Below are 12,930 nucleotides of genomic sequence, written 5' to 3'. Positions count from 1 at the left end.
TCACTGGCTCCACCCCGGAAGTTTTTTTCCTTTGGCTACGATTTCCATCTTGGCGTTCAGCTCCTTGAGCACTTGTGCCGGCTTTTTCCCGCCCAGCATCATTTCCTGCATGATTTTCCGGGCATCCATATCATTCCAGGCTTCATACTTTCCGAACATCCCCATAAAAGCTTTCCCATTATCCATGTAACGCTGTAAATCTCCGCTGATCATATTTTGTTTGGCATTCACGTCGGAGAAGACGGATATGCCCGGCGACTTTTGCAAGTAAATTTCTTGCTGCTCCTTGGAAGCAAATAATCGGATCAGCTCCAGCGCTTCTTCCTTGTGCGAAGCTTTCGCATTAACCGAGATCCCCACCCCCGCGTAGAGTGAAATGGCACCCGGTGTATTGCCGAACGGCATGGAGAAGAACCCCAGTTCCATATCCGGATATTTCTTAAGCAGCGGTTCAAGGATAAAATCGCCGGCCGGATGCATGGCCACTTTGCCGGTTCCCAATTTTTCCTGGGTCATTTCAAATGTGTTTGAAATAAAATCTTCATTGATGTAACCCTTTTCTTTTAATTCCACCATTTGATTAAGCGACTGCTCATACTCCTTCACTTCCGTTATATTGATCTTGTGCGTGTTCAAATCTTGCCAGAATCGATCCGCTTCTTTGCCGCGATTCAGCTCGGCGTTCGCAAATAGCTGATGCATCATATGCGTCGTACCGAACTCGCTTCCGTTGGCCAGTTGGATATTGACAGGAACGATGCCCGCTTGCTTGATCTTATCGCAAACTTTCAAAAATTCGTCCCAAGTCGCAGGAACCTCAAGCCCAAGCTTTTTGAAAATCGCTTTGTTATACAAGATCCCCATACCTCCCGGATTCGTAATGGGCAATCCGGTTATTCGGCCATCGTTCCATTGAATGATTTTTTTGCCGCCTTCCGACAACCGGCTTGTCCAGGGCTCTCCGGAAAGATCCTCGAACCATGCTTTCGAGACTTGGAATTGCGCCATGGCGATATCGTCGGTAACGAACAAATCAGGGCCTTCGTTGGACATCATTTTGACTTTCAACATATTCTCGAATTCCGTTGCCGGAAACAATTGAACGTCTACGCGGTTGCCGCTCTTTGCTTCATAATGCGAAATAAAATCCTTGAGTCTGCCGCTGTAATTTTCTGAAGTAACCATAAATTTCAAGGTCTTTGATTTATTGACGCTGTCGGTGCGAGCCGTTTCTTCACCGTTTGAACAAGCGGCAAGAAACGAAGTGAGCACCAAACCGGACAATGCCGCCAACTTTTTGGAATGGATCTTCATCACGCTAAACCTCCCCTTAAATTGCAACCCAAAATTAGCGATTCATCCAAAATTGTTTCGATACACCATGATTCTGTCAGACGCAAAAACGGTCACCCCTTTCAACTTCTTGGTATCGCTTACAAACTATACTTGAAACGAACGGTCGAACCAACCATAGAGGATATCGCGATCACTTGACCTCGGCGCCCTCTTGAAAGACAGTATAAATTGATTTTCGTTATATTGTCAACATCATTGTTGACAACTTCGTGCGAATATTTCACAATGATTGTGATTGTGCGATCCGAAACGGTACACGATCAAACGAAACTGGGGAGAGATTCGAATGAGCGATTCTTTGCTTCGACAATTAACGGCTTTAAATCAGAACCATCGTTTGTTGAAAGATGCTAAGGGCGGGTACGCCGTCATATTGGAAAGAGGTTCCCGGCTGATTCGCCTCGTACCGGCTAACCATACGGAATCAGCTGTATGGACCGATATTCATGCCTTGGAAAAAGGCTCATGGAATGTCGGAGGAGACCGCACCTGGATCAGTCCCGAGATGGATTTTTTTCGCGATGCATCGGGTAATTATGATATTCCATCACAGCTCGATCCCGGCTCCTATCGTTTTGTCCCTTCGGGGAATGCGGGGATAGTACGTACCAGGCAAACCTGCGTTTTGACCCATTGGCCGGAGCAAAGCATTGTTCCTCTTAACCTGACAAAGGAATATAGCCTGATTGCCAATCCTTTTCTGATGATCGATTCCAACGAGCACCGTGAGCTGGCACAGGTTCCTTACATCGGCTACCAATGCGAAACGCGCATTGAACACCTTCGCGAGGCGGAGCATGTTTCGAATGCTCCGTTACTCTACTTCAACCTTTGGTCGATCCTGCAGGTCCCTCCTGGCGGCACGGTTTTGGTTCCTGTGCTGGGCGATTCCGAGCCGCTTGTGATGTACCGGGAACATGAAGAGATCCGGATAAATCGCCAGAATCACTATGCAAGCTTCCCGTTTGACGGCGGCAACAGCTTCAAGCTTTCGTACAATACTCTGCAAAGCGCCGGAAGATTCGGTTATTACCGAAAATTAAGCAAGGAAACTTCCAGTTTGATCGTTCGCCAGTTCCAGGTAAACCCCTCTGCCCTCTACCCCGATTATCCGGAAGGCAAGCCGGATTACACCGGGTCCTGCATGCAGTTTTTCTATGATGGAGAAAAAATGGGAGGCTTCGGGGAATTGGAATATCATGCCCCTTCAATGAACGGTAACAATTTGGGTGTCCGATCGGATCATTCCCAACTGTATTATTTCGTCGGAGAATCCGGCCAAATTGCCAACATTGCACGCCATATGCTTGGGTTAAATATTCCTCGCTGAGCCGACGTACATCCATAAACTGTTATTGTTATTGTTGATAATAAGTAAAGTGTAATGATAGTATGGGTTCATAAAGCGCCGAAATTTATCCATCCAGGAAGTGGCAAGAAGGTGAACATGTTAACGAGAATCGTATATGAATTTTGAAAGCGTTATCAGTTTTGATTAAGTGACAACAATGGATTTCACTGTAATCTCCGATTGAACTATAGTCTCCCTATAGTTAAGTCATCACTGAGTTTTTCGACGGTTCGTAATATCAATTTACTGAGACTGCCCAATTCTTAAAAATCTCGATTACTTCATTTAGATTAAACACTCCTCCACTTCCCATAAATGTGTGGTTCTCAACTCTACATATCAACCAGTCAGTATCTGTACGTTCTATACGAATGTTATTAAAATTTTCGTTTTCAAGACTCGTTTCAAGCAAATCAATTCTAATGGACCAACCAGGATTATCCAGCGTATTAATATATATTTGTTGCATATGTTCCCAATCACCATCACATTGTTCATAGAACCATTGCTGTAACCAAACCAAATTATTTGTCATTTTATTTCTCCTTTATTACTGAAGTTAATAGTTGCATCCACTTACTTACTTTTTTACTACGTCATCCTCTGTTTACGACACCAGGGAGTAGCTGCGCGGCGGTCTACTCCTTGGTTATTCCACTAGCGTTCCCGCTAGCTCAACGAAGCTATGCACCTTTTAATTATTTCTCTGTGACTTCTCGGCATGTTCTCAGGAAGCTTATCCATATCTATAAACTCCAAACTCATGGATTCTGCATCATTTATTTTCAAATTACCGCTAAATTGTCTTGTCCAATAAGCTGTAACAACAACATAAAATTCATCCCCATTAGGAGTTTTAATAAAATTTTCTTTTCCCGAGAAAACATCAATCAATGTAAGATTACTTACCTGGAGTCCTGTTTCTTCATAAACTTCTCTTTGAGCGGTCTCCACTGTAGACTCCCCCAATTCCATCAAGCCACCTGGTAAACCATAACGACCTACTGGATGATGCATACGTTTTTGAAGTAATATTTTATTTTCCTCATTTATTATAATGACCACTGCACCAACAAGGATAAGTGGAATATGCCCCACTATTTTTCTTAAATCCTCCACATAGCCCATGATAACTCTCCAATCAAATGAATTATTATGTAATAATTCTATTCCCCAAGGTTAACTCCTTTTATCCCAGTAGACTGCCCGTTAGCGCAACGCGGCTACCGAACGATGCCGACAGCCGGGTCTTAGCTGTTTATTAAAAAGCTAACGTTTCCCGCTAGCCACATATATCCGGGCAAATAAGGTTTCCCGAAAAACTAATCCTTTCCCTCCGACCGACACAACGTCTCGAACAGCTCTAGAAAGTGTCGCCCGTGCTCTTCAAAGTTGCGGTATTGCTCAAATGCAGTACAGGCAGGGCTCAGCAGCACCTTTTCATGCAGCCAATAACCTGACCATATCGTCAAACGAAACCTTTTTATCTCCCCTCGCCTGCAATCCACAGCAAACAGTGTGCGTGAAGCGTGGCGGCGGTATTTTCATTCATGTCGCTGTGCCCATCCAGGTAGGTGATTTGGCGAGTGGTTGTGAATCAGCGCCACATGGGGAGCGCGCGTCATATCCATCAGCCGAGAGCTGGATAGCTCGACCATACACACGTCCAGCGGCGACATCTCGATCAAAATGAGAATTCATAAGCACCTCTGGTAAACAACGTAATTAAATAAAATATACCACATATCGCAACTACTCTGTCTGCACGCTGTCTTTTTATTGAGTGTATGTTTATACAAAAAAGCGGCACAAAAAGAGGGATGTACCCGTTGTACACCCTTCTCTTCTTGCGCCGCTTGGCTAGAAGCAATACCATTACCGTCATAATACGTAAATGAGCGTAACTAATCCCATTTGTTGTTTTAAACTGTTAGCTTATTTTCATTAAAATCACAAATTTTACGCAAAATCACTTTCACTCTCCCACTACGAGCACCTGCTATACCCGCAGTTCGAACAGTTCTTGCAGCCCTCGCTGTTAATCAGCGAAGCCGAGCCGCAGGACGGACACAGGTCCAGCGATGTCGCCGCATTTCGGGTTACCGCATATTGGGCCGGTGCTTCCATCACGACCTCCTGGGTAGCGGTGACATAGTTGTCCACCGGCTCCTCCTGCTCGCCATGCATCTCCAGCGCCTTGGCCACGGCGTCGGCGATGGACTCGACGCGGTTCGCGCCAAAGCCTATCGCGCCCGAGCCGCCGATGCCTTTCAGATGCTTCACCAGCAGCTGCACCTTATTGCCATGATCCCCATACCGCAGGAACAGGGAGCAGACGCGGCCGAGCGCCTCCGACATCGCGAATACATCGGAGCCGGCCTTACCGACGTTCAGGAAGATTTCGCTCGGCGAGCCGTTCATATCGTTGATCGTAATATACGCCATCCCGAACGGTGTATTGAACTTGTAGGTCGCTCCCCGCAACGCCTGTGGCCGCCGCTTGTACTGCTTGTCGAATACCTGCTCCGTCTTGGCGTCGATATTCACGGCAAGCGATTCGGTCAGACGGGTTAGTGAAGCCGGCTCTCCGGCTGCCGTTGCCGCCGCCGACGCGATCTCTGCCGTTCCTTGGAGCGGAGCAGTGACGGTCGCCGAAGCGACAGCTTCATCCTTCTTCTCTTCCTTCTTTTCCGTACTAAGCACCTGAACGTCCCGGCTGCCGTCGCGGTAGATCGTTACTCCTTTGCAGCCGAGATCGAAGGCCAGCTCGTACAGCCGCTTCGTCTCCTCGACCGTAAAGTCGGACGGGCAGTTGGCCGTCTTCGAGATGGAGCTGTCCACCCACTTCTGGATGGCTGCCTGCGCCCGGATATGGTCCTCGGCCGACAGATCCATCGCAGTGACGAAGTAGTCCGGCAGGTCTTGATCCGGATGCTGATCCTTCCACTGCTGGGCGATCGGCACATATTGCTTGTCGAAGCCCAGCCGGCTTTGCCGGTAATATTCGAAGGCGAAGTAAGGCTCGATCCCGGTCGAGGTTCCGACCATCGTCCCGGTGCTGCCGGTAGGCGCTTGGGTAATGACCGTAACGTTGCGCATGCCCTTCTGCTTCACGGCCGCGCCGACCTCCGGATAAGTGCCGGTCATCGTCTTCATGAACCCGCTCTGCAAAAATTTCTCCGCATCAAACTGCGTGAACGAACCCTTCTCCTCGGCAATATCCGCCGATGCCAGGTACGCCTCACGGGCCATAAAACCGTAGATGCGATCCAGAAACTCTAGCGATTCCGGACTTCCGTATCGGATATTCAGCTTGATCATCAGCTCGGCCAGCCCCATCGAACCAAGCCCAATACGGCGTTCGCCCTGCTGATTCACCCGGTTTTCCTCGAAATGATACGGCGTCTTATCGATGACATTGTCCAGGAAGCGCGTCGAGAACCGTACGACCTTGGCCAGCTCCGCCCAGTCCACATCATGGTTCTCCTCGTCGTAGAACTTGGACAGGTTGATAGCCGACAGGTTGCACACGCCCCAAGCCGGAAGTCCTTGTTCCCCACACGGATTCGTACATATAATCGGATTGAAATACCAGCTGTTGGACATCTGGTTGTAATATTCCATGAACACGACGCCCGGCTCTGCCGATTTCCACGCGGACTCGATGATCGTATGCCATACTTCGCGGGCTTTGACCGTGCGGTACGTGTTGACCGGCTTGCCTGCGTTCCGCCATTTGTCCAGATCGCCGTCCCACAGCTTGTCATAGTCCGGGTCGGTCGTATCGGGGTACACCAGCTCCCAGTCGAGGTCTTCCTTGACAGCCTTCATAAAAGCGTTGCTTACACAAACCGACAAGTTGGCATTCGTAATCTGCCCCATCGACTGTTTGACCGTGATAAAGTCCACCACATCGGGATGCCAATCGTTCATCATCAGCATCAGCGCGCCGCGGCGGCTGCCTCCCTGCTCGATCAGCCCAGTCGTGTAGCTGAACAGACCGCCCCAGGATACGGCACCGCTCGACGAGCCATTCACGCCTTTTACGACGGCACGGCGCGGACGCAAAGAAGACAGATTGATGCCTACGCCGCCTCCGCGCGCCATAATCTCGGTCATTTCCGATAAAGTCGCCATAATCCCGCCCCGGCTGTCATGGGGAGAAGGGATGACATAGCAGTTGAACAGCGTCAGCTCGTCGCTCGCATCGGCGCCTGCCGCAATCCGCCCTCCGGGCACCAGCTTCCAATCGTCCAGAATATAGCGGAAATTCTCCGTCCATTCCTTGCGCTTCTCCGGAGTCGCTTCTACGGATGCCATCGCCCCGGCCAGCCTGTCCCACATCTGCTCAGGCGTCTTCTCAAGCGTCAGAGTCAGCTTTTCGACGGAGGATTCGACAATGTCGCCGCTGCGCACCTTGACCTTCACCTGCTTGCCTTCCCGTGCGATAACCTCTCCGACCTCCTTGGCCGGAAATTTGGGATCGTCCTTAGTCAACACCAGCACGGTGTCTCCTACCTTCGTATGGCTCGTGTCGGCATTTTTCATCGCATAGCGGTCAAGAAAGATTTTTTCGCTAAGTCCTTCCAATTTGGCTTGCTGTACGGTCTTCAAGACAACAACCTCCCGGCATTTAGTAGCTAAAAATTCTCAACATCTGGATGTTAAATCATTATACAACACTATATGTAGTAGTACGAATAGACGGAATCCGCTCTGCCCGAGTTACTGCTCGTCATCTTCCTGTTCTCTCTCATTTTCGGCCGCTTGCTCTTTATTTCACGCCTCCATTCTTGAGATTTCGACACTGCAGCCTGCTTTCTCCAGCCAGCGGGCGGAACCTTCGGCTGCTTTGACTTCTGCCGCCGCCCTTGATAGTCTATAGTTATATTATCATATAATCACGCAAACGTACAAACAAACGTTCGCCAAAAATTTCTAATTTGTTCCATATAAGGAGGAGCCATCGATGTCTCAAGGCAGCTGGATCTGGTATCAGAACGAGCTGATTCCCCGGCAGTCTGTACATATTTCGCCGGATGATCGCGGCTATTATTTCGGAGACGGTTTGTATGAGGTGTTCCGTGTTTACAGCGGCTCCATGTTCGAGCCATCCGCTCATTTTGACCGTCTGGAGAGAACGGCCAAGGCGCTGCGCATAACGCTTCCCCACTCCCGCTCTCAGATAGCAGCCCGGCTGGAAGAGCTGATCCGCAAGAATGATCTGCAGACGGGCAATATTTATATGCAAATAACCCGGGGCATCGCCGCCCGCTCCCATCCTTTCCCTCCGCTGGCCGAGCCGGTGCTGATGGCTTACACGACCGAAGCCGACAGGCCGCAGGAGGATATGCGCAAGGGAATCCAGGCCATCACTGCCGAGGATATACGCTGGCTGCGCTGCGACCTGAAGACGCTGAACCTGCTCCCGAACGTGCTCGCCAAGCAGGAAGCGCTGGACCGTGGCGCCGACGAGGTCATCTTTCACCGTTCAGGCACAGTCACCGAGTGCAGCGCCTCCAACGTGATGATCGTCAAAAACGGAGTCCTGCGCACGCATCCGGCTAACCATCTGATCCTGCACGGCGTTACGCGCCTGGTCGTTCTCCGGCTGGCGCGCCAGCTGGGTATTCAGGTCGTGGAGGAGCCGTTCACGCTGGAGGCTCTTGCCCAGGCGGATGAAGTGTTCCTCACCAGCACGACGGCCGAGATTATGCCGATTGTCCGCATTGACGAACGCCTCGTTCGCAATGGGGCGCCCGGCCCGGTCACTCAGCAGCTGCAGTCGGCATTTGAAGCGGTCATTCCGGGTCATGCAGCTTCTTCCGACCACGGGTAAACCTCGCGCTGCCGCAGCGGTCTCCCTCTCCGGGCTCCGCCTGCCAACGTCGCGGCAGCCCGGATGTCCGGTAGAGGGAGGAGTATGGAAAAAGCCTTACGCTGCAGCGTAAGGCTTTTTCCATGTCCCCGGCCATCTAGGACCGGGCCTGCAGCCTAGCCGGAGAGGATGCCGCTCCCGCATCCCTCGAACCGGTCCCCAGCCAACCAGCCAACCAACGCTATCAACGCGCTACCTGCGCAAGTTCCATTCCTCGCTGCCATATTTCTCAGCCATTAGCTTAATTGTCAGTTCGCGCTCATACTCGGTCAGCTCCCCGGGGACGAGACGGACGCCCAGTCCTTCGGCGATGCCGGCTTCGAACGCGCCCTCCACTTCAGCCAGCTCCACCGGCTTCCGTCCTCCTGCGCGCAACAGATCATTGATGGCGATCGCCTTGCGCAGAAATTGCTGCTTCATCCTGTCCTTGATCCGGTCGCTGTTAAACAGCAGCAGATCGAACAGCGCATCCGCATCCAGCTCCAGCAAAATCGAGCCGTGCTGCAGCACAACGCCCTTCGCCCGGGTCTGCGCGCTGCCCGCGATTTTGCGCCCTTCCACCACCAGCTCGTACCAGGAAGGCGAGTCAAAGCAGGCCGCTGATCCCATCGACGCATACTTTTCCTGCTCCTCGGGATTTGCCAGCTGCACCATGTCGGCCGCCAGACCGAGCCGGCGGAAGCCCAGCAGCAGCCCTTGGCTCAGCACCCGGTAAGCTTCGGTCACGCTGCTCGGGATGCCGGGATAGCTCTCCGCGACGATAATGCTGTATGTAAGCTCGCGGTCATGCAATACCGCGCGCCCTCCGGTCGCCCTCCGCACGAACCCGTAGCCCGCCTGCTCCAGTCTTCCGAAGTCGATTTCATCCTTCGCTTTCTGGAAGTATCCGATCGACAGCGTCGCAGGCGACCAGCCGTAGAACCGGACCGTCGGCGGGGCGAGCCCCTCGCTGTGAGCGGTCAAAATCGCTTCGTCCACAGCCATATTGTAAGCCGGATCGCCGTCTCCCGACCGGACCCATCTCCATTCTTTGTTTCCCATTCCTATCACCAGCTCATCTTATTGTCATGCATCCGGTGCGTTCGGACGCTAACCCTCATCATAATGGATTCCGTTTCCGTTTGAAAGAGCACTTCTTCGTGCATACTAAAAATAAACTATGGGCATTGGCCCGCTGCGTGCTGCCACGTCTGACCGACGAGCCCGGCAAGAGATAGCCCAAGCTATGAAAACGCATGCCCCGATGAAAAGGAGCGAGTGTCCACCATGCAAAAGACCGAACGCAAAGAACACGTGCGCCCGCTGAACGAGCATGTCGAGCTGCATTTTGAACGGGAATGGTTCGAGGAGCTGCACGCCCGCGCGCAAAAAAACGGGCCGTGGGACGACTGGTCGATGTTTCGCCTCGCCTGCGAGGCCGAACGCGCCGGCATGATCGGCTCGTTCGACGATCTGCTGTGCTTGTCCCATCTGCCGAATCTCGTCCCTATGGACCACCAGATCGGCACCGCCAAGAAAGTGCTCACCGAGATGCGGGGAAGGGCTATTCTGGCCGACGAGGTCGGTCTCGGCAAGACGATCGAGGCCGGGCTGATCCTCAAGGAATATATGATCCGCGGACTCGTCCGCAAGGTGCTGATTCTCGTCCCCGCTTCCCTGGTGCTCCAGTGGGTAAGAGAGCTGAACCAGAAGTTCGGCATCCCGGCCGTGGCGCAGAAAAAGGAATATATGTGGGCTCAGCACGATATTATCGTGGCGTCCATGGACACGGCCAAGCGCGATCCGCATCGCGGCATCGTCCTGGAGCAGGAGTACGATATGCTGATTATCGACGAGGCGCATAAGCTCAAAAATAAAAAGACGACCAACTACCAGTTCGTGCTGGAGCTGCGCAAAAAATACTGCCTGCTGCTGACCGCCACCCCGGTGCAAAACGATCTGAAGGAGCTGTATAATCTGATCACGCTGCTGAAGCCGGGCCAGCTCGGAGGACAGACGAGCTTCCAGGCCAACTTTGTTGTCGACAAGCGTATTCCGAAGAACGAAGCGCAGCTTCAGCAGGAGCTCGGCAAGGTCATGATTCGCAACCGCCGCAGCGACGGCAATGTATCGTTTACGAAGCGGATCGTCCGCAATATTCCGCTGCAGCTGTCCCCCGAGGAGCAGGCGCTTTATGACGGCGTGACGAGCTTCGTCCGCTCGCGTTATGAAGAATCCGGAGGCGACCTGAGCAGCGTGCTGTCGCTCGTGACGCTGCAGCGCGAAGTATGCTCCAGCCGGGACGCCGTGTTTATCACGCTTGTGAATATGTTTAAGAAGACAGAAGAGGACTCCCCGATCCGCCCCAGGATCTGGGAGCTCGTCGAAACGATCCGCGGCATCAAGGCCAATACGAAAGCGGAGAAAGTGCTGGAGCTGATTCAGTCCATTCAGGATAAGGTTATCATTTTCACGGAATACCGCGCATCCCAGGAATATTTGCTGCAGTATCTCCGCGACCGCAAAATTACCGCCGTCCCTTACCGGGGAGGCATGAACCGGGGCAAGAAGGACTGGATGATGGATCTGTTCCGCAACCGCGCGCAGGTGCTGATCGCCACCGAGGCCGGAGGCGAAGGGATCAACCTGCAGTTCTGCCACCATATGATCAACTTCGATCTGCCTTGGAATCCGATGCGGGTCGAACAACGGATCGGACGGGTGCACCGGCTCGGGCAGCAGCAGGACGTGAAGATTTACAACCTGTCCACGACCGGCACGATCGAGGAACATATTCTCTCCCTGCTCCATGAGAAAATCAATATGTTCGAGCTGGTCATCGGCGAGCTGGATACGATATTGGAGCGGCTGGAGCAGGATACGCCGCTGGAGTCTCATCTGGCCAAGCTGATTCTGACGGCCCGCGATTCCAACGACATTCGCCGCCAGATCGACGATCTCGGCGAATCGTTTACGACGCTGCGAGGCAGCGCAGCGGCCGCTCCTTCACCAGAAGAGCATCCGGGCGCCCAATCGGCTCCCTTCTCCGCCCTGCTGAATGCCGTCGGGCAGACGGTCACGCAGCAGATGCCGGCAGCCGGGGAGGTGCAGCTATGAGCATGGACAGCGTTCAGATTCGCTCCTTCGTCCTTCGCTATCTGGAGGCCGAAGAGTGCGATATTATCGAGAAGCATCCGGCCTATGTCACGGTAAAGCTGTCTCCGTCGGCCGACCGCGATCTGACGCATCGGCCGTATTATTGGAGCTTTGTCGAGCGCACCGGCGTAACGCCCGAGACGATGACCTGTACGTTCATCTTCGATCCGGACGTCTACCGGGAGCTGCATCCGGAGCCCCGACAGGCTGGGCCGCAGGCCGGCGTCAGCACCGCCGCTCCTCCGGGCATGACGGCAGCCGGGCAGCCGGGGCCGTCCCAGGGAACGGCGCCCGGAACCTTACCCGCCTCAAGCAGCCCGGCGCCGGATTCATCGACCGCCCCGGGAACCGCGGGAAGCAGTGTCACGCCAGGCATGCCGCCAGCCGCCGGACAGCCGCCGCAGGGAGACAGCATCCTCGGCCGCTACTTCGGCTTCGTGCCTACGACGTATACAGCGCGGGTGCCCCGCGATGAGATGACGTACGGCAGCCGCCGGCTGGAGCAAATCTTTGCCGCCGTACGCGCCAAAGGGCGGTTCGTCCGCTTATTCGAAGCCTATACGCCTCCTTCGTCGCAAGCGGCTCAGCACGCGCAGACCGTGCCTTACGAAACATGGCTGGCTGTAAATTACAAGGTGGAGCTGACCTGCGACATGAAGCGGAGCGAATTTCACTCGATCGGCATTCAGCTGCAGACCGGTGAGATCCGCGAGCAGTTCCAGGAGTGGATGGCGCCGCGCAAGCTGACGCCGCGGCTTCCCGCCCGTGTGTACGTCATACCGGACAAGCTGACTTTGCCCCGGGCTGTTCTTTTTCTCGAACAGCATATGGAGCAAAAGCTTGCGGGCTATGATCATCAGTGGGCCATGCATGCCAACATCCGGCTTGGCGAAGAGCAGAGCCGGGTCCGCGACTACTATGAAGCGCTGCTCCGCTCCGCCGAGCCTGACGTTAGAGCCGAAATCGACAGCCAGTATGAACGCCGGACGCAGGAAGTCGAGTGGCAGTACCGGCCGCGCATTCAAATATCCGCCATCAACTGCGGATTGTTTCATATCCCGGCATCGAACGGACGGCTCTCGTGACGAATTCGTGCGAACGCTAGCATTTTAACGGGAAAAGTTTTTTTATTTCATCTACAGGTTCTAACAAACTTTTCCCGGCATAGCTTGTACAATAAAGGCATATTCGCTCTTGCGGCGCAGGTCGA

Annotated in this window: 9 protein-coding genes; 4 read left to right on the top strand and 5 right to left on the bottom strand. The window is 53.3% G+C overall.

The window, feature by feature from the left end:
* The gene (locus BLR08_RS03690) at positions 1-1,314 is read right to left on the bottom strand and encodes an ABC transporter substrate-binding protein (protein ID WP_072328275.1); all 1,314 of its coding nucleotides are present in this window, start codon (positions 1,312-1,314) and stop codon (positions 1-3) included.
* A 328-nt stretch (positions 1,315-1,642) separates the two neighbouring features.
* Between BLR08_RS03690 and BLR08_RS03685 the strand changes: the two genes are divergently transcribed.
* A complete protein-coding gene (locus tag BLR08_RS03685) occupies positions 1,643-2,686 on the top strand; it encodes a DUF6786 family protein (RefSeq protein ID WP_072328274.1) in 1,044 nt (347 codons plus the stop codon).
* A 259-nt stretch (positions 2,687-2,945) separates the two neighbouring features.
* Here BLR08_RS03685 and BLR08_RS03680 read toward each other — a convergent pair whose 3' ends face one another.
* The 3 genes from BLR08_RS03680 to BLR08_RS03665 all read right to left on the bottom strand — a co-directional run bounded on the left by BLR08_RS03680 (position 2,946) and on the right by BLR08_RS03665 (position 7,321).
* Positions 2,946-3,242, bottom strand: a complete 297-nt coding sequence (locus tag BLR08_RS03680) for an immunity 53 family protein (RefSeq protein WP_072328273.1) — start codon at positions 3,240-3,242, stop codon at positions 2,946-2,948.
* A gap of 134 nt (positions 3,243-3,376) precedes the next feature.
* On the bottom strand, positions 3,377-3,835 hold the full coding sequence (locus tag BLR08_RS03675) for an NUDIX hydrolase (protein ID WP_072328272.1): 459 nt from the start codon (positions 3,833-3,835) through the stop codon (positions 3,377-3,379).
* Between the two features lie 858 nt (positions 3,836-4,693).
* Positions 4,694-7,321, bottom strand: coding sequence for an adenosylcobalamin-dependent ribonucleoside-diphosphate reductase (locus BLR08_RS03665; protein ID WP_072328271.1), 2,628 nt, complete (start codon positions 7,319-7,321; stop codon positions 4,694-4,696).
* A 355-nt stretch (positions 7,322-7,676) separates the two neighbouring features.
* Between BLR08_RS03665 and dat the strand changes: the two genes are divergently transcribed.
* The gene (gene dat / locus BLR08_RS03660; RefSeq protein WP_072328270.1) at positions 7,677-8,546 is read left to right on the top strand and encodes a D-amino-acid transaminase; all 870 of its coding nucleotides are present in this window, start codon (positions 7,677-7,679) and stop codon (positions 8,544-8,546) included.
* A gap of 231 nt (positions 8,547-8,777) precedes the next feature.
* On the opposite strand, the gene BLR08_RS03655 is transcribed toward dat, so the two are convergent.
* A complete protein-coding gene (locus BLR08_RS03655; protein ID WP_072328269.1) occupies positions 8,778-9,626 on the bottom strand; it encodes a lipoate--protein ligase family protein in 849 nt (282 codons plus the stop codon).
* A 225-nt stretch (positions 9,627-9,851) separates the two neighbouring features.
* Here BLR08_RS03655 and BLR08_RS03650 point away from each other — a divergent pair, with 225 nt between their 5' ends.
* The gene (locus BLR08_RS03650) at positions 9,852-11,681 is read left to right on the top strand and encodes a DEAD/DEAH box helicase (RefSeq protein ID WP_072328268.1); all 1,830 of its coding nucleotides are present in this window, start codon (positions 9,852-9,854) and stop codon (positions 11,679-11,681) included.
* Positions 11,678-12,805, top strand: coding sequence for a YqhG family protein (locus BLR08_RS03645; protein ID WP_371117074.1), 1,128 nt, complete (start codon positions 11,678-11,680; stop codon positions 12,803-12,805). Before BLR08_RS03650 ends, BLR08_RS03645 begins: the two co-directional genes overlap by 4 nt.
* The last annotated feature ends 125 nt before the right edge of the window (positions 12,806-12,930 follow it).

Source organism: Paenibacillus sp. cl123, assembly GCF_900101595.1.
GTDB lineage: Bacteria > Bacillota > Bacilli > Paenibacillales > NBRC-103111 > Paenibacillus_G.
This window is presented reverse-complemented; position numbering and strand designations above follow the sequence as displayed.

Coding starts and splice junctions, on each gene's coding strand:
- BLR08_RS03690 (WP_072328275.1), bottom strand. CDS start 1,314: ATGAAGATCCATTCCAAAAAGTTGGCGGCATTGTCCGGTTTGGTGCTC.
- BLR08_RS03685 (WP_072328274.1), top strand. CDS start 1,643: ATGAGCGATTCTTTGCTTCGACAATTAACGGCTTTAAATCAGAACCAT.
- BLR08_RS03680 (WP_072328273.1), bottom strand. CDS start 3,242: ATGACAAATAATTTGGTTTGGTTACAGCAATGGTTCTATGAACAATGT.
- BLR08_RS03675 (WP_072328272.1), bottom strand. CDS start 3,835: ATGGGCTATGTGGAGGATTTAAGAAAAATAGTGGGGCATATTCCACTT.
- dat (WP_072328270.1), top strand. CDS start 7,677: ATGTCTCAAGGCAGCTGGATCTGGTATCAGAACGAGCTGATTCCCCGG.
- BLR08_RS03655 (WP_072328269.1), bottom strand. CDS start 9,626: ATGGGAAACAAAGAATGGAGATGGGTCCGGTCGGGAGACGGCGATCCG.
- BLR08_RS03650 (WP_072328268.1), top strand. CDS start 9,852: ATGCAAAAGACCGAACGCAAAGAACACGTGCGCCCGCTGAACGAGCAT.
- BLR08_RS03645 (WP_371117074.1), top strand. CDS start 11,678: ATGAGCATGGACAGCGTTCAGATTCGCTCCTTCGTCCTTCGCTATCTG.